The following is a 20,772-nucleotide window of genomic DNA, read 5'->3' on the forward strand; positions in this document are numbered from 1 at the left end:
CCGAGGCCGCCAAGTCCGCCGCCGCCGCTCCCGCCGCCGCCGCGCCGGCGCCCGCCTACGCGGAGCCGACGCCGCAGCCGGCGACGGTCGCCGTGGCGGTTCCCGCACCCGCGCCGCAGTCCGAGCTCGACGAGCAGACGAGCACCACGAACCTGCTCCAGCTCGCCCGCCGCCTGCACGAGGAGCACGTGCGCGAGGGCATCGAGAAGCGCGACGCCCTCATCGCCGAGGGCCACGCGACCGCGGCTCGCGTGGTCGCCGAGGCCGAGGCCAAGCAGCGCGCCCAGATGGGCATCCTCGACCAGGAGCGTCAGGCGCTCGAGAAGCGGGTCGACGGCCTGCGCCTCTTCGAGCGGGAGTACCGCCAGAAGCTCAAGAGCTACATCGAGGGCCAGCTGCGCGACCTCGACACGGCCGCGCCCGTCTCGGTGCCCGACAACCAGGGCTACCACGCGCCGGCGACCGGTGTGTCGAACGAGCAGGCACCCGCCCCCACCTTCCAGGGCTTTGGAGTCTGAGCGGCGCACGAAGGCCGGAGCCGCAACCGCCCTCGTCGTCCTGATCTTCGGCGCCCTGGCGGTCTACGGACTCGATCAGCTGAGCAAGTTCCTCGTCGTCACCAACCTCACCGAGGGTGAGACGGTGCCCGTGCTCGGCGACGTGCTCCAGTGGCACTTCGTGCGCAACCCGGGTGCCGCCTTCTCGCTCGCGAGCGGCATGACCTGGATCTTCACGATCCTGGCCGCCGGCGTCATCACCTTCATCATCTGGTTCGCCCGACGCATCAGGTCCGTCGCGTGGGGGCTCGTCTTCGGGCTCCTGCTCGGCGGGGTGCTGGGCAACCTCACCGACCGACTCCTGCGCGAGCCCAGCTTCGGACTCGGCCACGTGGTCGACTTCATCTCGACCCCGTGGCTGATCCCGGCGATCTACAACGTCGCCGACATGGCGATCGTGTCGAGCATGGTGCTCTTCATGATCCTCACGATCCGCGGGGTGGGCCTCGACGGGTCGCGCGAGGCGAAACGCCCCGCAGCCGACGCGCAGGAGGCCGATCCGGTCGAGCCCGCCGACGGCGACCAGGGTGTCGCTCCCGGCGTGGCGCCGGTCGTCCGCGAGTCCTGAGGTCTCGATGGAACACCGTTCCCTTCCCGTTCCCGACGGACTCGAGGGCATCCGCGTCGACCAGGGCCTCGCGAAGCTCCTCGGCTTCTCCCGGACCCAGGCCGCCGAGGTCGCGGCATCCGGCGGGGTGGTCCTCGACGGGCGCACCGCCGACAAATCCGACCGGCTCCGCGCCGGCGGCTGGCTCGAGGTGAGCTGGGAGCCGCCGCGCACCGTCGAGGTGGTCGCGATCGCCGTTCCCGATCTCGGCATCGTGCACGACGACGACGACCTGGTGGTGGTCGACAAGCCGGCGGGCGTCGCCGCGCATCCCTCGCTGGGGTGGGACGGCCCGACCGTGGTCGGCGCCCTCGCCGCGGCGGGCTTCCGCATCTCGACCTCGGGCGCCCCCGAGCGCCAGGGCATCGTGCACCGCCTCGACGCGGGAACGAGCGGGCTCATGGTCGTGGCCAAGTCCGAACGCGCGTACACCGAGCTGAAGCGCCAGTTCCACGACCGCGAGGTCGAGAAGGTCTACCACACCGTCGTGCAGGGTCACCCCGATCCGCTCGCCGGCACCATCGACGCGCCCGTCGGGCGGCATCCGCGCTCGGAATGGAAGTTCGCGGTGGTCGCGGCCGGCAAGCACGCCGTCACCCACTACGAGACGCTCGAGGCCTTCCCGTCCGCATCGCTGCTCGAGGTGCACCTCGAGACGGGCCGAACCCACCAGATCCGCGTGCACATGGCCGCTCAGCGGCATCCGTGCGTCGGCGACGCCATGTACGGCGCCGACCCCACGATCTCGGCGCGGCTCGGCCTCACGAGGCAGTGGCTGCACGCGCACCGCCTCTCGCTCACGCATCCGGCGACGGGGCAGTGGACCACCTTCGAATCGGACTATCCGGCCGACCTCGCCGCCGCGCTCGAATCCCTCCGGCAGGCTTGAGGGTGGGCGGTCGCCCGTAGACTGGGTGACCGCGGAACCCAACGTGATCCAACCCGGTGAGGAGCCTCGTGGCCGGCGATTCCTTCGTCCATCTGCACGTGCACAGCGAGTACTCGATGCTCGACGGTGCAGCCCGGGTCGGCGAGCTCGTCACCGCCGCGGCCGAGCAGGGCATGCCGGCCGTCGCCGTCACCGATCACGGCAACGTGTTCGGCGCCTACGACTTCTGGAAGCAGGCGAGCGACGCCGGCATCAAGCCGATCATCGGCACCGAGGCCTACGTCACCCCGGGCACGCACCGCGGCGACAAGACCCGCATCCGGTGGGGCAACGGCGGCGGCGACGACGTCTCGGGGTCGGGCGCCTACACGCACATGACGCTCCTCTCGCAGAACACCGAGGGCATGCACAACCTGTTCCGGCTCTCGAGCCGGGCCTCGCTGGAGGGCTACTACTTCAAGCCCCGCATGGACCGCGAACTGCTGTCCACCTACTCGTCGGGGCTCATCGCGACGACCGGCTGCCCGTCGGGCGAGGTGCAGACGCGCCTGCGGCTCGGCCAGTACGACGAGGCGCTGCAGGCGGCATCCGACTTCCGCGACATCTTCGGCAAGGAGAACTACTTCGCCGAGATCATGGATCACGGACTCGGCATCGAGCGCCGCATCATGAGCGATCTGCATCGGCTCGCGAAGCAGCTCGACCTGCCGCTCGTCGCCACCAACGACCTGCACTACACGCACTCCCATGACGCCAAGAGCCACGCGGCCCTGCTCTGCGTCCAGTCGGGCTCCACGCTCGACGACCCGAACCGGTTCAAGTTCGACGCCGACGAGTTCTATCTGAAGACCGCCGCCGAGATGCGCCAGGTGTTCCGCGACTACCCCGAGGCCTGCGACAACACGCTGCTCATCGCCGAACGCTGCGACGTGCAGTTCAACACGAGCGCCAACTACATGCCGCGCTTCCCGGTGCCCGAGGGCGAAGACGAGCAGAGCTGGTTCGTGAAGGAGGTCGAGCGCGGCCTGCACGTGCGCTACCCCGACGGCATCCCCGAGGCGGTTCGCAAGCAGGCCGACTACGAGGTCGGCGTCATCTCGCAGATGGGCTTCCCCGGGTACTTCCTCGTCGTCGCCGACTTCATCAACTGGTCGAAGAACAACGGCATCAGGGTCGGCCCCGGGCGCGGCTCGGGCGCGGGCTCGATGGCCGCGTACGCGATGCGCATCACCGACCTCGACCCGCTGCAGCACGGACTCATCTTCGAGCGGTTCCTGAACCCCGATCGCGTCTCCATGCCCGACTTCGACGTCGACTTCGACGAGCGTCGTCGCGGCGAGGTCATCAAGTACGTCACCGAGAAGTACGGAGACGAGCGCGTCGCGCAGATCGTCACCTACGGAACCATCAAGGCCAAGCAGGCGTTGAAGGACTCCGGGCGCGTGCTCGGTTTCCCGTTCTCGATGGGCGAGAAGCTCACGAAGGCGATGCCGCCGCCCGTCATGGGCAAGGACATCCCGCTCACCGGCATCTTCGACAAGGACCACCCCCGCTACAAAGAGGCCGCCGACATCCGCGCGATCGTCGAGACCGACCCCGAGGCGAAGACGGTCTTCGAGACCGCGCTCGGCCTCGAGAACCTGAAACGCCAGTGGGGCGTGCACGCCGCGGGCGTGATCATGTCGAGCGATCCGCTGATCGACATCATCCCGATCATGAAGCGCGAACAAGACGGTCAGATCGTCACGCAGTTCGACTATCCGGCCTGCGAGTCGCTCGGCCTGATCAAGATGGACTTCCTCGGGCTCCGCAACCTGACCATCATCGACGACGCGCTCGACAACATCGAGGCGAACCGCGGCTTCCGACCCGTGCTCGAAGACCTCGCGCTCGACGACATGGGCGCCTACGAACTGCTCGGCAAGGGCGACACGCTCGGCGTCTTCCAGCTCGACGGCGGGCCGATGCGGTCGCTGCTCCGGCTCATGAAGCCCGACAACTTCGAAGACATCTCGGCCGTCATCGCCCTGTACCGCCCCGGGCCGATGGGCGCGAACTCGCACACGAACTACGCGCTCCGCAAGAACGGGCTGCAAGAGATCACGCCGATCCACCCCGAGTTCGAGGAGTCCCTGAAAGAGATCCTCGACACGAGCTACGGCCTGATCATCTATCAGGAGCAGGTCATGGCCATCGCGCAGAAGGTCGCCGGCTTCAGCCTCGGCCAGGCCGACATCCTCCGCCGTGCGATGGGCAAGAAGAAGAAGTCCGAGCTCGACAAGCAGTACGAGGGCTTCTCGGGCGGAATGAAGGCCAACGGGTACTCCGAGGCCGCGATCCAGAAGCTCTGGGAGATCCTGCTGCCCTTCTCCGACTACGCCTTCAACAAGGCGCACTCGGCGGCGTACGGCGTGCTCAGCTACTGGACCGCCTACCTCAAGGCGCACTACCCGGCCGAGTACATGGCGGCGCTCCTCACGAGCGTCGGCGACGCGCGCGACAAGCTCGCGCTCTACCTCAACGAGTGCCGTCGCATGGGCATCAAGGTGCTGCCGCCCGACGTCAACGAGTCCATCGGCTACTTCGCCGCCGTCGGCGAGGACATCCGCTTCGGCATGGGCGCCGTGCGCAACGTCGGCTTCAACGTCGTCGACGCGATCCGCGCGGCCCGCGACGCCAAGGGGCGCTTCGAGTCGTTCCACGACTTCCTGAAGAAGTGCCCGCTGCCGGTCGCCAACAAGCGCACGGTCGAGTCGCTCGTGAAGGCCGGCGCGTTCGACTCCCTCGGGCACACCCGGCGCGCGCTCGTCGAGATCCACGAGGGCTCGGTGGAGTCGGTCGTGAAAGAGAAGCGGGCCGAGGAGGTGGGCGACATCGGCTTCGACTTCGACAGCCTGTTCGAGGACCACGAGCGGGATGCCGCCCCGTCGCTCGTGCCCGATCGACCGGAGTGGCCGAAGAAGCAGAAGCTCGCCTTCGAGCGCGAGATGCTGGGGCTCTACGTCTCGGAGCATCCCCTCGACGGGCTCGAGGTGCCGCTCGCGAAGCATGCGTCGGCCTCGATCCTCGACCTCACGACCTCGGACTCGACCCAGGACGGCGACACGGTCGTCGTGGCCGGGCTCGTCACGAGCGTGCAGCACCGCATCGCCAAGACCTCCGGCAACCAGTACGGCATGATCACGGTCGAGGACTTCTCGGGCGAGATCACGGTCATGTTCATGGGCAAGGCCTACCAGGAGTTCGCGCCCGGCCTGCAGTCGGACTCGATCGCAGTGGTGCGCGGGCGGGTCAGCATGCGCGACGACGGCATGAACCTGCACGCGTTCAGCGTGTTCACCCCCGAACTCGGCCAGGACGACGTGTCGGGCACGGTCAAGATCACGATGCCCGACGTGCGGGCGACCCCGGCGACGGTCGCGGCCCTCGAGGAGGTGCTCGTGCGGCACCGCGGCGACACCGAGGTGCAGTTGACGCTGACCAAGGGGCGTGTGGCGCGGGTCTTCGAGATCCCGTCGTACCCCGTCAAGGTGAGCGCCGACTTCTACGGCGAGCTGAAGAGCCTCCTCGGGCCGAACTGCCTCGTGTGACATGCGGGCGGGCCGCGCCGTCTCAGGTCGGTACGCTTGATGATCATGCTGCGCACCCTCGACCTCCGCGGTTCCCGCCCGACCACGTCCGAACTGCTCGCGCTCGTGCCGCGAGCCGAGACCGACGTCACCGCCGCGCTCGCACCGGCCGGGCGCCTCATCGACGACGTGCGCGAGCAGGGCGAGGCCGCGCTGCTCGATCAGGCCGAGCGCTTCGACGGCGTGCGTCCGGCGGCGATCCGCGTCCCGGCCGAGCAGCTCGCGACCGCACTCGAAGCGCTCGACCCCGAGGTGCGGAGGGCCGTCGAGTCCACGATCGCGCGCGTCCGCGAGGCGAGCGCCGCCCAGGTGCCGCCGCCGATCACCACCGTGCTCGGGCCGGGCGCCGTCATCGAGCAGCGGTGGCGGCCGGTCGAGCGGGTCGGGCTGTACGTGCCCGGCGGCAAGGCCGTGTACCCGTCGAGCGTGGTCATGAACGTCGTGCCCGCGCAGGCGGCCGGCGTGCGGTCGATCGCGCTCGCATCGCCGGCGCAGTCCGACCACGGCGGGCGCATCCACCCGACGATCGCCGCGGTCGCGGCGCTCCTCGGGGTCGACGAGGTCTACGCCATGGGCGGTGCGGGCGCCATCGGCGCGTTCGCGTACGGCGTGCCCGACCTCGGGCTGCTCCCGGTCCAGCGCGTCACGGGGCCGGGCAACGTCTTCGTGGCGGCCGCGAAGCGACTCGTCGCCGGGGTCACCGGCATCGACGCCGAGGCCGGCCCGACCGACATCCTCGTGATCGCCGACGCGAACGCCGACGCGGATTTCGTCGCCGCAGACCTCGTGAGCCAGGCCGAGCACGACGAGCTCGCGGCATCCGTGCTCGTCACCGACTCCGAGGAGTTCGCCGAGGCGGTCCGAACGCGTCTCGAGGCGCGCGTGTCGGCCACCAAGCACTCGGCCAGGGTCCGCGCGGCCGTCGAGGGGCGCCAGTCTGCGCTCGTCCTCGTCGACGATCTCGAGCAGGCGGCCGCGTTCGCGAACGCGTTCGGCGCCGAGCACCTCGAGATCCAGGTCGCCGACGTCGATGCGACGCTCGCGCGCATCGAGAACGCGGGGGCGATCTTCATCGGCCCGTACTCGCCCGTGAGCCTCGGCGACTACGCGGCGGGGTCGAACCACGTGCTCCCGACCGGCGGCACGGCACGGCACATCTCGGGGCTCTCGGCGGCGACGTTCCTCAGGCCGCAGCAGGTGGTCCGGTACGACGAGGCCGCGCTCCGCGAGGTCGCCCCCGTCATCGCGACCCTCTCGGCCGAGGAAGACCTCCCCGCGCACGGCGAAGCCGTGACGGCGCGGCTCGAGCGTCCGGCGCGCTGACCGGAAGCGCCGCCCGGCGTCGCCCGGCGTCCCGCTAGGCTTGGCACACCATGTACTGTCCGTTCTGCCGCCATTCGGATTCCCGAGTCATCGATTCCCGCACGAGCGACGACGGGCTCTCGATCCGTCGCCGTCGGCAGTGCCCCGAGTGCGGCGGGCGATTCTCGACCACCGAGACGGCCAGCCTGTCGGTCACCAAGCGCAGCGGCGTCACTGAGCCGTTCAGCCGCGAGAAGGTCGTGCTCGGCGTGAAGAAGGCCTGCCAGGGGCGGCCCGTGACCGACTCCGACCTCGCGCTGCTCGCGCAGACCGTCGAGGAGACGATCCGGTCGACGGGGGCGTCGCAGATCGAGGCCAACGACATCGGGCTGGCGATCCTGCCGCCGCTGCGCGACCTCGACGAGGTGGCGTACCTGCGGTTCGCGAGCGTCTACCAGGCGTTCGAGTCGCTCGACGACTTCGAGACGGCGATCGAACAGCTCCGTGCCGTGCACGGTCGCCTTCCCGCCCGACCCGTCGAGTGACCCGGGCGCCGGCCGTCCTGCACCCTCCGCTACGCTGAAGGACGGCATGTATCCTCTCCTCTTCTCCCTCGTCTTCTCGCGCATGGACCCCGAAGACGCCCACCACTTCGCCTTCCGATTCATCCGGATGCTGCCGTCGTTCGGCATCGGCCGGGTGGTCGAGACCTTCACGAAGCCCGACGCCTCCCTCGCGGTCGAGACGCTCGGCCTCCGCTTCCCGTCGCCGTTCGGCGTCGCCGCGGGATTCGACAAAGACGGATTCGCGGTTCGCGGGCTCGGCAACCTCGGCTTCGGCCACGTCGAGGTCGGCACGATCACGGCGATCGCGCAGCCCGGCAACGATCGGCCGCGCCTGTTCCGCCTCATCGCCGATCGCGCGCTCGTCAACCGCATGGGCTTCAACAACGGCGGGGCGGATGCCGCGGTCGGGCGCCTCTCGCGGCTGGCGCGCCGTCGGCACCGGCCGGTGCTCGGCATCAACATCGGCAAGAGCCGGGTGACCGCGGTCGAAGACGCGGTTCCCGACTACGAGCGCAGCACGCGGGTGCTCGCGCCGTACGCCGACTACCTCGTCGTGAACGTGAGCTCGCCGAACACGCCCGGCCTCCGCGGGCTCCAGGAACTCGACGCGCTCGCCCCGCTGCTCGAGGCCGTCCGCGCCGCGGCGGGTCGCACGCCGCTGCTCGTCAAGATCGCGCCCGACCTGGCCGACGACGAGGTCGTGCGCATCTGCGAGCTCGCGACGCGCCTCGGACTCGACGGCATCATCGCGACGAACACGACGATCGCCCGCACCGGGCTCACCGCCTCGAGCGCCGAGATCGAGCGCATCGGCGCCGGCGGGCTGTCGGGCGCACCGCTCGCGACGCGGTCGCTCGAGGTGCTGCGCCTCGTGCGCGAACACGTTCCCGCCGAGCTCTGCGTCATCTCGGTCGGCGGCGTCGAGACCGCCGAAGACGTGCAGCGTCGACTCGACGCCGGCGCCACGCTCGTGCAGGGCTACTCCGCGTTCATCTACCGCGGGCCCGGATGGGCCAGGCAGATCAACCGCGGACTCGTGCGGCTGCGTCGGCGCGGCGCTCGCGACGAGGCATCCGCCGCCGTCTGAACACGGGCCCCGCGGCATCCGCCATGACCGTGGCCCGAGCTCAGAGCACGCCGGCGTCGGCGAGCAGGTCGGCGAGGGTCGATCCGTCGCTCGCGGAGACCCACGGCACGTCGACGACGTTCTGGTCGGCCTTGCCGCGACCGCCGGCCAGCACCGCCTCCCCGGCGGAGAGCGTGCGGATCGCGATCGCTGCGACCGAATCGGGGTGCTCGGCCGCGAACTCGGCGTAGATCGCCTCGTCGTGCTGCCCGTCGTCGCCCACGAGCAGCCAGCGGATGCCGGGGAACTCCTCTGCCAGGCGGCGCAGGTTCTGCTCCTTGTGGGCGCGTCCGCTGCGGAACCAGCGATCGTGCGTCGGCCCCCAGTCGGTCAGGAGCAGCGGGCCGGAGGGGTAGAGGTTTCGGGACAGGAAGCGGGTGAGGGTCGGGGCGACGTTCCAGGCCCCGGTGGAGAGGTAGATCACCGGAACGCCGGGATGCGCGCGGATGAGGCGTTCGTAGAGCACGGCCATGCCCTGCGTGGGCATGCGGGCGTGCTCGTCGAGGACGAACGTGTTCCAGAACGCCACGAAGGGCCGGGGGAGCGCCGTCACCATGACCGTGTCGTCGACGTCGGAGATGATGCCGAAGGAGACCTCGGGCGACAGCACCTGGATCGGAGCCTCGACGGGCTCGGCGCCGGCCGTGCTGAGCGTCGCCTGATGCCAGCCGGGCGCGAGTTCGACCGGAACCCGGGTGTCGACCACGCCGCCGCGGTCGGCGAGCACCTCGAGGCGGTGGCCGGCGATCTCGATCAGGACGGGCACGTCGCCGACCGGAGCGCTCGTGAAGCTGCGCCAGCCCCGGATGCCCTGATCGCGCCGGCGCCTGCGCCGCGGCGAGCGTTCGTCTTCGGCGATGGGCCGGCTGAGGAGGACGCGGCAGAAGACCCGCACCCATTCCGTGGAGCCGTAGCCCGTGTACGGGACGACCGTCGGAACCTGGCCGCGCCGCCTCGCCCACCGGACGTGCAGGTCGTGGACCCAGTCCTCGATGCGCGCGGCACGATGCCGGACCTCGCGCTCTCGGGATCCGGCCGGATCAGGGGGGCTCGCCGGCATCCTCTCAGTCTGTCATGCCCGGATGCCCCGGAACGAAACCCCGTGCCGCCGTGGTCGGGAGCACGGTCGCCCGACGGGTAGAGTGGAGCCCGCAATCTGAGGAGGTTCCGTGCCGAATGTCGACCTGATCCTCGGGGCCGATTCGAGCAGGAAGCGCTCCGTCCGCACCGAGCCGACCCAGCGACGCAGCTCGCAGCGTCTCGACGCGCTGCTCGACGCCGCCGCCGACATCGTCGACGAGTCCGGGTTCGAGCGCCTCACGACGCAGATGGTGGCCGAGCGCGCCGGAGCCTCGATCGGCACCGTCTACCGCTACTTCCCCGATCGCGTCGCCGTCGTGAACGCGCTCAGGGAGCGCGCCATCCGCCGCTACCGGGAGCGCGTCGCCGACGACGCCGAGCGCACCGCGCCCGCCACGTGGTGGCAGCTCATCGACCTCGCGCTCGACGCGTGCATCTCGATGTACCGCGAGGAGCCCGGCTTCGCCGTCGTGCACGCCGGCCGCCGCGACCGCGCCGAAGACGACGAGCCCGAGTTCGCCGCGCGCATGGCCCGGCTGATCTCCGAGGAGTTCGAGATCGAGCTCGGAGACGACGAGCTCCGGTTCCGGCTCGGCATCGCGCTCGAGGTCGGGCACTCGCTCGTCAACCGCGCGTTCGAGCGCACCGTCGACGGCGACGAGGTCTACCTCGCCGAGGCGCGCAACCTCGTGCGCAGCTACCTCTTCGAGCACGTGGGCACGCCGCACGCCGCGAGCAACGCGGCCTGATCCGCCGCCGGCCGGCGTCGCGGGGCCTATACCGTCCCCGGCCTCCGCTGCCAACCGGATTGCCTCGCCGCGCGAATGGTGTTTGGCTGGAGAACTGCGATCGGACACCCGTCCGTTGCAGGGTGAGGGGCAGCGATGATCGAGTTCCGCGACGTCACGAAGCGATATCCCGACGGCACGGTCGCCGTGGCGGGCGTCGACATCGTCATCGAGCCGCACAGCACGACGGTGCTCGTCGGCTCATCGGGTTCGGGCAAGACGACCCTGCTCCGCATGATCAACCGCATGGTCGACCCGACGCACGGGCAGGTGCTCATCGACGGCGAGGACGTCGCGACGGTCGACCCGGTGCAGCTGCGACGCGGCATCGGGTACGTGATGCAGAACTCCGGCCTGCTGCCGCACCGCAAGGTCATCGACAACGTGGCGACCGTGCCGCTCCTCCGCGGCGAGAAGCGGCGCGCGGCCTACGATCGGGCGCTCGAACTGCTCGACACGGTCGGCCTCGACCGTTCGCTCGCCGACAAGTACCCGAGCCAGCTCTCCGGCGGCCAGCAGCAGCGGGTCGGCGTCGCGCGCGGCCTCGCGGTCGACCCCAACATCCTGCTCATGGACGAGCCCTTCGGCGCGGTGGACCCGATCGTCCGCTCCGAGCTCCAGCAGGAGCTCCTGCGCCTCCAGGGCGAGCTCGGCAAGACCGTCGTCTTCGTGACGCACGACATCGACGAGGCGTTCCTCCTCGGCGACCAGGTCGTCATCATGCAGCAGGGCGGCAAGATCTCGCAGGCGGCGTCTCCGGCCGAGATCCTCGCGAACCCCGCCGACGCCTTCGTCGCGGATTTCGTCGGGGCCGAGCGCGGCAAGCGCGCCCTCCACGTGACCGAGCTCGACGGGCGGCGACTCGTCGTCGACGGCGACGGCCGTCCGGCTGGGGTCCTCGCCTCGTGACCTGGCTCTGGTCGAACCTCGACCGGGTCGGCGAGCTCATGCTCGTCCACCTGGCGTTGTCGGTGCCCGCGATCATACTGAGCTTCGTGATCTCGGTGCCGATCGGCTGGATCGCGCACCGCTATCGATGGACCCGCGGTGCGCTGCTCTCGCTGTGCGCGCTGCTCTACGCCATCCCGTCGCTCGCGCTGTTCATCGCGCTGCCGGTCATCACCGGGCTCGGGCTCCGCTCGCCGCTCAACCTCGTGATCGCGCTGACGCTGTACGGCATCGCGGTCATCGTGCGCACGGCGACCGACGCGTTCGACTCGGTCGACCGCGACATCCGGCAGTCGGCGACGGCCGTCGGCTACTCGGCGGCGGGCCGGTTCTGGGCGGTCGAGCTCCCGCTCGCCGGGCCCGTGCTGCTCTCGGGCCTCAGGGTCGTCATCGTCAGCACCGTGAGCCTCGCGACCGTGGGCGCCGTCATCGGCGTGCCGAGCCTCGGAAGCCTGTTCACCGACGGCTTCCAGCGCGGCATCCAGGCCGAGATCATCACGGGCATCGTCGCGACGATCGTGCTCGCGCTCGTGCTCGACTGGCTGAGCGTCGTGCTCGGGCGCGTGCTCATGCCCTGGTCGCGCGCGAAGCCGACGGGCGCTCGGGCGGCATCGGCCGCCCCCGCCGCAGAGGCGGATGCCGCATGAACCTCTTCCTCGACGCCTTCGCGTGGATCTTCGACCCCGTCAACTGGAGCGGCGCCGGAAGCATCCCGCAGCGACTCTGGGAACACATCTGGATCTCGGCCGTCGTGCTGCTCATCGCCTCCGCGATCGCCCTCCCGGCCGGGGCCGTGATCGGGCACACCGGGCGCGGCCGCGAATCCGCGGTCCGCGTGTCGGGCGGCCTGCGCGCCCTCCCGACGCTCGGCGTGCTCACCCTCTTCGGGCTCTGGATCGGCATCGGACTCGCGGCTCCGATCATCGCGCTCGTGATCCTCGCGATCCCGCCGCTGCTCGCCGGGGCCTACGCCGGATTCGAATCCGTCGACCGACGCACCATCGACGCCGCCCGGGCGATGGGCATGCGCGAATCGCAGATCGTCGGCCGGGTCGAGCTGCCCCTCGGGCTGCCGATCATCGTCGGCGGCATCCGCTCGGCGACGCTGCAGATCATCGCGACCGCGACCCTGGCCGCGTACATCGCCGACGACGGCCTAGGCCGCTTCATCTTCGCCGGGCTCAAGACCCGCGACTACGCGGAGATGCTCGGCGGTTCCATCCTCGTGATCGTGCTCGCACTCGTCGTCGACGGCTGCTTCGCGATCACGCAACGCCTCGTCGTGCCCGCCGGGGTGCGGGCGACGAGGGCACGAGAGCTCGGCTCGAGGCCGTCCCGGCCGCGAGTCGCCGTGGGGCAACCCATCACCGAAGGGAATCGAGAATGATCACAGCAGGAAGAGGCCGGCTCGTTGCACTCGCAGCGGTCGCGGTCGGGGCGACAGTGGCCCTGGCAGGGTGCTCGTCGGGCGACCCGCTCGACAGCGGATCGGGCGGCGACGAGAGCTCGCCGACGATCGTCGTGGGCTCCCAGGACTACTACTCGAACGCCATCATCGCCGAGATCTACGCGCAGGCGCTCGAGGCCAACGACATCACCGTCGACCGCCAGTTCCGCATCGGGCAGCGCGAGGTGTACATCCCCGAGATCGAGGGCGGCTCGATCGACGTGTTCCCCGAGTACACGGGCAACCTGCTCCAGTACTACGTGGCCGACACGACGGCCACGACGAGCGACGACGTCTACGCCGCGCTGCAGGACGCGCTCCCCGAGGGGCTCCGCGTGCTCGACCAGTCGCCCGCGACGGACCAGGACTCGTACAACGTGACGAGGGAGTTCTCCGAGGCCAACGGCGTCACGAGCATCGCGGATCTCGCCGGCGTCTCGACGCCGCTCACCCTGGGCGGCAACTCCGAGCTCGAGACGCGGCCGTACGGGCCCGCGGGCCTCAAGTCCGTGTACGGCGTCGACGTGGCGTTCACGCCCATCGAGGACAGCGGCGGGCCGCTGACGCTGAAGGCCCTCGTCGACGACCAGGTGCAGCTCGTCAACATCTACAGCGCCGACCCGAACATCGAGGCGAACGACCTCGTCACGCTCGCCGATCCCGAGGGCCTGTTCCTCGCCTCGAACGTCGTGCCCGTCGTCAGCGACAAGGTGACGGACGAGATCGCCGACATCATCGACACCGTGAGCGCCGCGCTCACGCCCGAAGACCTCGTGCGCCTGAACGGCCTGAGCGTCAACGAGCAGCAGTCCGAGGATCAGATCGCCTCGGACTGGCTGGCCGAGAAGTCGCTGTTCTAGGCGAGGCGCCTACGCGCTGAGCGTGGGGTTCGAAGGGTCGGATGCCTCGGCGTCCGGCCCTTCGTCATCGGCGGCCGCGCCCGACGGAACGTCGCGGATCGCGGCATCCGTCGCACCGTTCGCCCCGGCCTCGGTCGCGGCATCCGACATGTGGGCGGCCTCCGAACGGAAGATCAGGCGCTTGGCCAACCAGACGAGCGCGAGGAACACGACGATCACGGCGACGAAGACGTAGCCGGCCCAGTGGAGTTCGCGGCTGAGCTCGCGGTAGCCCTCGGCCGCCGCCGACCCGACCGAGACGTAGGCGAAGGTCCAGATCACGCACGCCGGAAGGGTCCACGCGATGAACCTCCGGTAGCGCATCGTGCTCATGCCGACGGTGAGCGGGATGAGGGAGTGCAGCACGGGCAGGAACCGCGAGATGAAGACCGCGGGGCCGCCGCGTCGGTCGAGGTAGCGCTGGGCCTTGCGCCAGTTCTCCTCACCGAGCCGCCGGCCGAGTCGGGAGTGCTGGATGTGCGGGCCGAACCAGCGGCCGAGCGCGAACCCGATGCTCTCGCCGAGGAGCGCCCCGCAGATGACGGCCGCGACGAGCGAGAAGTACTCGAGGGCGCCGTCGACCGCGGTCGACGCGACGAGCACGATCGTGTCGCCGGGCACGACGAGCCCGATGAGCACCGAGGTCTCGAGCATGATTCCGAGTCCGGCGAGGAGGGTGCGCGCGACGGGGTCGACGTTCTGAACGGTGTTCAGGATCCAGTCGAGGATCTCGTTCATCGTTCGAGCGTAGCCGCGCCCTCGCGGGGGCGCGTCAGACTAGCGGCTGATTCCAAGGCGGGCGAGCCTCGCGTCGAGCATCTCGCGATCGGGGGAGACGCCTCCGGAATCCGCGTAGGCGCCGGGTTCGCCGGAGGCGCCGACGAGCACCATCGCGGCCCCGAGCGACGCGTCGCCCACCTGGCGCCTGGCGGTGTCGTCGGCGAGCATCTCGGTCAGGAGCGAAACGGCGCGTTCGGCGCGGTTCGCGATCGGGAACCAGGGCAGGGCGCTGTGCCAGGCGCGGAAGGACAGCAGCACGAGGTGGTGGAACTGGTCGAGATGCGCGCGCTCGTGCGCGATGACGGCCGCGAGCTCGTCGGGTCGGAGCGCGTCGACGAGGCCGTCGGTCAGCACGGTCGCCGTGCGCAGGCCGGGCACGCAGTACGCGAACGGCTCGGGGTGCGCGAGCACGAGCGTGCGCGGCACCCCCGGCATCGGGTCCCCGAGGACGGCGACGAGCTCATGCTGTCGACGGCGTTCGCGTTCGGCGCGCACCGCGGTCTGCCCGAGGTTGAGGGCGAGATGCAGGACGAGCCCGAACGCGAGGGTGAGCGCGGCGAGGTGGATCACGGCGTACTCGGGCGGAATCGCGCCGTGCAGCAGGGCGGGCATGAGGTGCTCGGCGGCCGCGGCGAGCGAACCGGCGGGCACCGCGGCGAAGGCGAGGAGCGCGCCGATCATCGCGAACGCCCCGCCGAGGGCGATGCCCTGCCACAGCATGAGGGCCCGGGCCGGTGCGCGAGCCGGCCATTCGGCCTTGGCGAGCGCCACCGGAACGGGCCACGCGAGCGCCACGGCGACCGCACCGAGCACGAGGGCGGCGGCGAGCATGCTCAGCGGTGCGCGAGCTCGTCGAGGAGCCGGCGGAGGGTGGCGGCCTCGCCGGCGCTCACGGTGCCGACGAAGCGGGCGAGGGCGGCGTCGCGGTCGCTCGAGCGGTCGAGGATCTCGTGCATGAGCTCGGCCGTGTGCTCTTCGCGCGACAGCAGGGCGCGGTAGCGGTGCGGCCGTTGCTCGCGGGCCCGCGAGACGAAGCCCTTGCGCTCGAGGCGGGAGAGCACGGTGAGCACCGTGGTCGTCGCCACGGCGCGGCCGGTGGAGCCGTCGCGGAGGGCGAGCGCGTCGCGGAGCTCGTTGGCGGTGAGCGAGGCGTCGCTGCGCCAGAGCAGCTCCATCACGGAGCGCTCGAGATCGCCGAGACTCGCCATGGTTCAAGAGTACCGCCGGGAGCCTGAATGTTCTACGCTCTGTAGAAGACGTCACCGCGATGCGATGCGTGCGAAAGGGGCAACCGTGAACGACCTGCTCGATCCGCTGCTGCTGGCCCGTTGGCAGTTCGGACTCACGACCGTCTACCACTTCCTGTTCGTGCCGATCACGATCGGCCTTGCGGCCACCACGGCCGTCTTCCAGACGGCGTGGTACCGCACCGGCAAGACCGAGTACCTGCGCATCACGCGGTTCTTCGGCAACATCTTCCTCATCAACTTCGCGATGGGCGTCGTCACGGGCATCGTGCAGGAGTTCCAGTTCGGCATGAACTGGTCGGAGTACTCCCGCTTCGTCGGCGACGTGTTCGGCGCCCCGCTCGCGATGGAGGGCCTGCTCGCGTTCTTCTTCGAGGCGACCATGATCGGCCTCTGGATCTTCGGCTGGGACAAGCTGCCGCGCGGCATCCACCTCGCCACGATCTGGGCGACGGCCGTCGGCAGCATCCTGTCGGCCTACTTCATCCTCGCCGCGAACGCCTTCATGCAGAACCCCGTCGGCTACGAGATGAGCGGCGAGGGCGGCCGTGCCGAGCTCGTCGACATCGGCGCGCTGCTCACCAACCGGGTGGTGCTCGCGGCGTTCCCGCACACGATCGCGGCGAGCTTCATGGTCGCGGCCGGCCTGATCATCAGCGCGGCCGCGTGGCATCTGGCCCGCAACCGGAACCTCGAGACGATGCGCCCGGCGCTCAAGTACGGTCTCTGGCTGATGATCGGATCGGGCATCCTCACCACGCTCTTCGGCGACCAGTTGAGCCTCGCGATGGTCGCGACGCAGCCCATGAAGATGGCGGCCGCCGAGGCGACCTTCGACACGGTCTGCGGGGCGGATGCCTCGTTCTCGATCTTCACGCTCGGCACGCCGGACGGGTCGAGCGAGCTGTTCTCGATCCGCATCCCGTACCTGCTCTCGTTCCTCTCCACCCACACGTTCGACGGATGCGTCGAGGGCATCAACGACCTGCAGGCGCAGTACACCGAGCAGTTCGGGCCCGGCGACTACTCGCCGATCCTCTGGGTCACCTACTGGGCGTTCCGCTGGATGATCGGCCTCGGCCTGCTGCACGTCGTCATCGCCGTCGTCGGCCTCTGGGTGACCCGCAAGGGTCGCATGCCGAAGCAGGCATGGATCTGGAAGGTCGCGATCTGGAGCTTCCCGCTGTCGCTGCTCGCGATGAGCGTCGGCTGGGTCTTCACCGAGATGGGCCGCCAACCCTGGATCGTGTTCAGCCTGATGAAGACCGAATCCGGCGTCTCGCCGTACGTGACGGGGCTCGACGTGCTCATCTCGCTCGTCGCCTTCACGCTCGTGTACGGCATCCTCGCCGTGGTCGAGGTGCGCCTCATCATCCAGGCGATCCGCAAGGGACCGCCCGAGGTCGGCGATCCCGATCCCGAGACCGGCAAGATCGAACCCGCGACGACGGTGTACTAGGAGGCGATGGAGATGGATCTCGCAACACTCTGGTTCTGGATCGTCGCGTTCCTCTTCGTGGGGTACTTCGTGCTCGACGGTTTCGACTTCGGCGTCGGCATGTCGCTGCCGTTCCTCGGGCGCGACGACACCGACCGCCGCGTGCTCATCAACACGATCGGCCCCGTGTGGGACCTCAACGAGACCTGGGTGATCGTCGCGGGCGCGGCCCTGTTCGCGTCGTTCCCCGAGTGGTACGCGACGCTCTTCTCGGGGTTCTACCTCGCCCTGCTGCTGATCCTGCTCGCGCTCATCGCGCGGGGCGTCTCGTTCGAGTACCGGCACAAGCGGCCCGACTCGAAGTGGAAGGCCTGGTTCGACGGCATGATCGTCGTCGGCTCGGCCGTGCCGGCCCTGCTGTGGGGCGTGGCGTTCGCGAACATCGTGGCCGGCGTCCCGCTCGACGCGGACCACAACTTCACGGGCAACCTCTTCACGCTGCTGAACCCGTACGCCCTGCTCGGCGGCCTCACGACGCTGCTGCTCTTCTTCACCCACGGCGTGGTGTTCGCGTCGCTCAAGACCGACGGCGAGCTGCGCGAGCGCGCCCGGCGCCTCGCGACGCGTTCGGGCCTGATCACGATCGTCGTCGCCGCGTCGTTCCTGCTCTGGACGGGTCTCGCGTTCGGCACCCTCTGGTTCTGGATCTTCGCGGCGGTCGCGGCGTTCGCGCTCATCGGCGGCTGGCTGATGAACCTGCGCGGCTCGGAGGGCATCGCGTTCACGCTGCTCGCAGTGACCGTCGCGACGGCGGTGCTGGCGCTGTTCTCCGCGCTCTTCCCCGACGTGATGCCGGCCTCGAACGACCCGGCGAACAGCCTCACGATCGAGAACGCGTCGAGCACGGAGTACACGCTCACGGTCATGACGTGGGTCGCGGTGTTCACGCTCCCGATCGTGCTGCTCTACCAGGGCTGGACGTACTGGGTCTTCCGCAAGCGCGTCACCCGGTCCTCGATCGAGGCCGCCGCGCACTGACGTGAAACCGCTCGATCCCAGACTCCTCCGTCGTTCCCGAGCCGCCCGACGCTTCCTGCTGCTCGGCGCGGTGCTCGCCCTCGTGCAGGCCGCGGCGATCCTCGCCTTCGCGTACGCGCTGGCGACCCTCGTCGTGACGCTCATCGACGGGGGCCGGATGTCGCAGAACTGGCCCTGGCTCGTCGCGGTCGTGGTCGCGGCATCCGCTCGCGCCCTGGCGGCGTGGTGCTGGGACGCGGCGGGGTCTGCGGGCGCGATGCGGGTGAAGCGGGAGCTTCGCGACGACGTGCTGCGCGCCCTCGAAACGGCGCCCGGCGGTGTTCCGGGGTTCCCGAGCGCGCGGACGGCGACGCTGCTCGGGCCCGGGTTGGACGCCCTCGACGCGTACTTCGGCTCGTACCTGCCGCAGCTCCTGCTCACCGTGACGGCCACGCCGATCCTCGTGGCGGCGGCCTGGATCGCCGATCCGCTGTCGGGCCTCGTGCTGGTGGTCGTGCTGCCGCTGATCCCCGTGTTCATGGCGCTCATCGGCATGGCGACGGCCGGGGTGCAACGGCGCCAGTACGAGAGCCTGTCGACGCTGTCGCGCGGGTTCCTCGAGGTGGTGGGCGGGCTCTCGACGCTCATGGCGTTCGGGCGCGCGCAGCGCCAGGTCGGCCGCATCCGCGCCGTCACCGAGGACTTCCGCCGGCGCACGATGAGCGTGCTGCGGGTGACCTTCCTCTCGGGGTTCACCCTCGAGTTCGCGGCGAGCCTGTCGGTCGCGATCGTGGCCGTCTCGATCGGGTTCCGACTCGTGTGGGGCGAGATGGGCCTGCTCCCTGGGCTCTTCGTGCTGCTGCTCGCCCCTGAGGTCTTCCTCCCCGTGCGCAACGTCGGAGCGGCGTTCCACGCGTCGTCGGCCGGGGTCACGGCCTCGGCCGACGCGTTCGACCTGTTCGACGCGGCCGAGCGTGCCGCGGTCGGGGCATCCGACCCGCGCGAACCGTCCGAGGGCCGCTCGGCGGTCGAAGGCCGATCGGATGTCGCCCGCGGACTCGTCCTCGCGGACGTCGGCGTCCGGCGCGGCGATCGCACGGTCGTCGAGGGCGTCGACCTCGAGGCGCGGCCGGGCGACGTCGTCGCGCTCACCGGACCGAGCGGCGCGGGCAAGTCGAGCTTGTTCGCCGCGATGCTCGGCTTCGTGCCGTTCGACGGCGACCTCCGCATCGACGGGATGCCCCCGGGCGAGACGGCACGAGCGGCGCTGGCGTGGTCGCCGCAGTCGCCGACGCTCCTGCCCGGATCGATCGCATCGAACGTGCGACTCGGGCTCGAGCATGCCGACCCCGACCTCGCGGAACGGGCCATGCGCCTCGCCGCCGTCGGGCTCGACGCCGCGACGCCGATCGGGCCCGGCGGAACGGGGCTCTCGGGCGGGCAGGCGCAGCGCGTGGCCGTCGCGCGCGCGCTGCACCGGGTGCTCGCCGGCGGCGCGACGGTGCTGCTGCTCGACGAGCCCACCTCGGCGCAGGACCCGGTCCACGAGGAGGCCCTCGCCCGCGGCCTGCGAGCGCTCGCCGATTCGGGCGCCGTCGTGCTCGTGGCCACGCACCGGGCCGCGCTCGCGGCGGCATCCGATCGCGTGCTCGATCTGGAGGCCGCGCATGTCTGATCGTCGCATCGGCGTGCTGCGCGCCGCGATCCCGTCTGCCGGGCGGCTCGCGCCGTCGATCCTCGCGGGGATCGGATCCGCGGCGTCGGCCGTCGCGCTGCTCGCCTGCTCGGCGTGGCTCATCGCGCGCGCCGCGGAGCAGCCGCCCGTGCTGTACCTCTCGGTCGCCGTCGTCGGCGTGCGCGCCTTCGCCCTCGGTCGCGCCGTCTTCCGCTACCTGGAACGGGTCACCGGCCACGACGCGTCGTTCCGTCAGCTCGCGAGCATCCGCACGGGCGTCTTCGAGCGGATGCTGCCGGTCGCGCCCGACGGGCTCGCGGGCGTGCGCCGCGGCGACCTGCTCGCCCGTTTCGTCGACGACGTCGACGACCTCCAGAACGTGGCCCTGCGCGTCGTGCAGCCGCTCGTGAGCGCTGCCGTGGTGCTGCTCGCCGCGATCGTCGGCGCGGCCGTGCTCGCGCCGGGCTCGGCCCTCGCGATCCTCGCCTGCCTCGTGGGCGGCATCGGCCTCACCCTGTTCGCGCAGCGTGCGGCGGCCGCCAGGGCCGACCGCGAGCTCGCCCCGTTGCGGGGCGAGATGCAGGCGGCGGTGCTCGAGCACGTGCAGTCCCTCGACGTGCTCGTCGCCTTCGACGCCGCCAGGGCGAGCCGCGACCGCATCGAGGCGATCGGGTCCCGACTGGCGCGGGCCACCCGTGCGCGGGTCGCGCTGGCCGGCGCGGCGTCCGCGGCCACGACCGCGGTCGGCGGCGTCGCGGTGGCCGCCAGCCTCGCCGC

At 70.7% G+C, this 20,772-nt stretch carries 19 protein-coding genes and 1 pseudogene; 16 read left to right on the plus strand and 4 right to left on the minus strand.

Annotation, left to right across the window (positions count from 1 at the left end; genetic code table 11):
• The 7 genes and pseudogenes from GQQ92_RS16900 to GQQ92_RS16145 all read left to right on the plus strand — a co-directional run.
• Window positions 1–518, plus strand: a pseudogene (locus tag GQQ92_RS16900) (DivIVA domain-containing protein); the annotation flags it as partial.
• Complete coding sequence (lspA, locus tag GQQ92_RS16120; protein WP_232057764.1) at window positions 508–1,125, plus strand: signal peptidase II; 618 nt, start codon at window positions 508–510, stop codon at window positions 1,123–1,125. The pseudogene GQQ92_RS16900 and the gene lspA, both read left to right, overlap by 11 nt.
• Before the next feature lie 7 nt (window positions 1,126–1,132).
• Complete coding sequence (locus tag GQQ92_RS16125; RefSeq protein WP_157000329.1) at window positions 1,133–2,053, plus strand: RluA family pseudouridine synthase; 921 nt, start codon at window positions 1,133–1,135, stop codon at window positions 2,051–2,053.
• Window positions 2,054–2,169: 116 nt separating this feature from the next.
• Entirely contained in the window at window positions 2,170–5,643 is a 3,474-nt protein-coding gene (dnaE, locus tag GQQ92_RS16130) for a DNA polymerase III subunit alpha (RefSeq protein ID WP_232057765.1), read from the plus strand.
• Between the two features lie 45 nt (window positions 5,644–5,688).
• A complete protein-coding gene (hisD, locus tag GQQ92_RS16135; protein ID WP_157000331.1) occupies window positions 5,689–7,005 on the plus strand; it encodes a histidinol dehydrogenase in 1,317 nt (438 codons plus the stop codon).
• Window positions 7,006–7,055: 50 nt separating this feature from the next.
• Entirely contained in the window at window positions 7,056–7,529 is a 474-nt protein-coding gene (nrdR, locus tag GQQ92_RS16140; RefSeq protein WP_157000332.1) for a transcriptional regulator NrdR, read from the plus strand.
• 46 nt (window positions 7,530–7,575) lie between these two features.
• Window positions 7,576–8,637, plus strand: coding sequence for a quinone-dependent dihydroorotate dehydrogenase (locus tag GQQ92_RS16145; protein WP_157000333.1), 1,062 nt, complete (start codon window positions 7,576–7,578; stop codon window positions 8,635–8,637).
• A 40-nt stretch (window positions 8,638–8,677) separates the two neighbouring features.
• On the opposite strand, the gene GQQ92_RS16150 is transcribed toward GQQ92_RS16145, so the two are convergent.
• Window positions 8,678–9,736, minus strand: coding sequence for an App1 family protein (locus GQQ92_RS16150; protein ID WP_157000334.1), 1,059 nt, complete (start codon window positions 9,734–9,736; stop codon window positions 8,678–8,680).
• Between the two features lie 109 nt (window positions 9,737–9,845).
• On the opposite strand from GQQ92_RS16150, the gene GQQ92_RS16155 reads away from it, so the two are divergent.
• The 5 genes from GQQ92_RS16155 to GQQ92_RS16175 all read left to right on the plus strand — a co-directional run bounded on the left by GQQ92_RS16155 (window position 9,846) and on the right by GQQ92_RS16175 (window position 13,799).
• Window positions 9,846–10,505 carry a TetR/AcrR family transcriptional regulator gene (locus tag GQQ92_RS16155; RefSeq protein WP_157000335.1) on the plus strand — a complete coding sequence of 220 codons (660 nt, stop codon included), beginning with the start codon at window positions 9,846–9,848 and terminating at the stop codon, window positions 10,503–10,505.
• A 135-nt stretch (window positions 10,506–10,640) separates the two neighbouring features.
• Window positions 10,641–11,453, plus strand: coding sequence for an ABC transporter ATP-binding protein (locus tag GQQ92_RS16160; RefSeq protein WP_157000336.1), 813 nt, complete (start codon window positions 10,641–10,643; stop codon window positions 11,451–11,453).
• Window positions 11,450–12,139, plus strand: a complete 690-nt coding sequence (locus GQQ92_RS16165; protein WP_157000337.1) for an ABC transporter permease — start codon at window positions 11,450–11,452, stop codon at window positions 12,137–12,139. Before GQQ92_RS16160 ends, GQQ92_RS16165 begins: the two co-directional genes overlap by 4 nt.
• Window positions 12,136–12,879, plus strand: a complete 744-nt coding sequence (locus GQQ92_RS16170; protein ID WP_157000338.1) for an ABC transporter permease — start codon at window positions 12,136–12,138, stop codon at window positions 12,877–12,879. Before GQQ92_RS16165 ends, GQQ92_RS16170 begins: the two co-directional genes overlap by 4 nt.
• On the plus strand, window positions 12,876–13,799 hold the full coding sequence (locus GQQ92_RS16175) for an ABC transporter substrate-binding protein (protein ID WP_157000339.1): 924 nt from the start codon (window positions 12,876–12,878) through the stop codon (window positions 13,797–13,799). Before GQQ92_RS16170 ends, GQQ92_RS16175 begins: the two co-directional genes overlap by 4 nt.
• Before the next feature lie 9 nt (window positions 13,800–13,808).
• Here GQQ92_RS16175 and GQQ92_RS16180 read toward each other — a convergent pair whose 3' ends face one another.
• From GQQ92_RS16180 to GQQ92_RS16190, 3 genes are read right to left on the minus strand one after another with little or no spacing between them, the layout of a single operon-like run.
• Window positions 13,809–14,576, minus strand: a complete 768-nt coding sequence (locus GQQ92_RS16180) for a DedA family protein (protein WP_157000340.1) — start codon at window positions 14,574–14,576, stop codon at window positions 13,809–13,811.
• A 39-nt stretch (window positions 14,577–14,615) separates the two neighbouring features.
• Window positions 14,616–15,449 carry a M56 family metallopeptidase gene (locus GQQ92_RS16185; protein WP_157000341.1) on the minus strand — a complete coding sequence of 278 codons (834 nt, stop codon included), beginning with the start codon at window positions 15,447–15,449 and terminating at the stop codon, window positions 14,616–14,618.
• A 2-nt stretch (window positions 15,450–15,451) separates the two neighbouring features.
• The gene (locus GQQ92_RS16190; protein ID WP_157000342.1) at window positions 15,452–15,826 is read right to left on the minus strand and encodes a BlaI/MecI/CopY family transcriptional regulator; all 375 of its coding nucleotides are present in this window, start codon (window positions 15,824–15,826) and stop codon (window positions 15,452–15,454) included.
• A gap of 85 nt (window positions 15,827–15,911) precedes the next feature.
• Here GQQ92_RS16190 and GQQ92_RS16195 point away from each other — a divergent pair, with 85 nt between their 5' ends.
• The 4 genes from GQQ92_RS16195 to GQQ92_RS16210 all read left to right on the plus strand — a co-directional run.
• Window positions 15,912–17,324, plus strand: a complete 1,413-nt coding sequence (locus GQQ92_RS16195; RefSeq protein WP_157000343.1) for a cytochrome ubiquinol oxidase subunit I — start codon at window positions 15,912–15,914, stop codon at window positions 17,322–17,324.
• Window positions 17,325–17,336: 12 nt separating this feature from the next.
• Window positions 17,337–18,341 carry a cytochrome d ubiquinol oxidase subunit II gene (gene cydB, locus GQQ92_RS16200; RefSeq protein WP_157000344.1) on the plus strand — a complete coding sequence of 335 codons (1,005 nt, stop codon included), beginning with the start codon at window positions 17,337–17,339 and terminating at the stop codon, window positions 18,339–18,341.
• A gap of 1 nt (window position 18,342) precedes the next feature.
• A complete protein-coding gene (gene cydD, locus GQQ92_RS16205; protein ID WP_157000345.1) occupies window positions 18,343–19,995 on the plus strand; it encodes a thiol reductant ABC exporter subunit CydD in 1,653 nt (550 codons plus the stop codon).
• Window positions 19,988–20,772 (plus strand): ABC transporter transmembrane domain-containing protein (locus tag GQQ92_RS16210; protein WP_269149191.1); only part of this gene is annotated, 785 nt, incomplete at its 3' end. The genes cydD and GQQ92_RS16210, both read left to right, overlap by 8 nt.

It is taken from the genome of Agromyces terreus, assembly GCF_009749465.1.
Taxonomy (GTDB): Bacteria; Actinomycetota; Actinomycetes; order Actinomycetales; family Microbacteriaceae; genus Agromyces; species Agromyces terreus.

Coding starts and splice junctions, on each gene's coding strand:
- GQQ92_RS16125 (WP_157000329.1), top strand. CDS start 1,133: ATGGAACACCGTTCCCTTCCCGTTCCCGACGGACTCGAGGGCATCCGC.
- dnaE (WP_232057765.1), top strand. CDS start 2,170: ATGCTCGACGGTGCAGCCCGGGTCGGCGAGCTCGTCACCGCCGCGGCC.
- hisD (WP_157000331.1), top strand. CDS start 5,689: ATGCTGCGCACCCTCGACCTCCGCGGTTCCCGCCCGACCACGTCCGAA.
- nrdR (WP_157000332.1), top strand. CDS start 7,056: ATGTACTGTCCGTTCTGCCGCCATTCGGATTCCCGAGTCATCGATTCC.
- GQQ92_RS16145 (WP_157000333.1), top strand. CDS start 7,576: ATGTATCCTCTCCTCTTCTCCCTCGTCTTCTCGCGCATGGACCCCGAA.
- GQQ92_RS16150 (WP_157000334.1), bottom strand. CDS start 9,736: ATGCCGGCGAGCCCCCCTGATCCGGCCGGATCCCGAGAGCGCGAGGTC.
- GQQ92_RS16160 (WP_157000336.1), top strand. CDS start 10,641: ATGATCGAGTTCCGCGACGTCACGAAGCGATATCCCGACGGCACGGTC.
- GQQ92_RS16170 (WP_157000338.1), top strand. CDS start 12,136: ATGAACCTCTTCCTCGACGCCTTCGCGTGGATCTTCGACCCCGTCAAC.
- GQQ92_RS16175 (WP_157000339.1), top strand. CDS start 12,876: ATGATCACAGCAGGAAGAGGCCGGCTCGTTGCACTCGCAGCGGTCGCG.
- GQQ92_RS16180 (WP_157000340.1), bottom strand. CDS start 14,576: ATGAACGAGATCCTCGACTGGATCCTGAACACCGTTCAGAACGTCGAC.
- GQQ92_RS16185 (WP_157000341.1), bottom strand. CDS start 15,449: ATGCTCGCCGCCGCCCTCGTGCTCGGTGCGGTCGCCGTGGCGCTCGCG.
- GQQ92_RS16190 (WP_157000342.1), bottom strand. CDS start 15,826: ATGGCGAGTCTCGGCGATCTCGAGCGCTCCGTGATGGAGCTGCTCTGG.
- cydB (WP_157000344.1), top strand. CDS start 17,337: ATGGATCTCGCAACACTCTGGTTCTGGATCGTCGCGTTCCTCTTCGTG.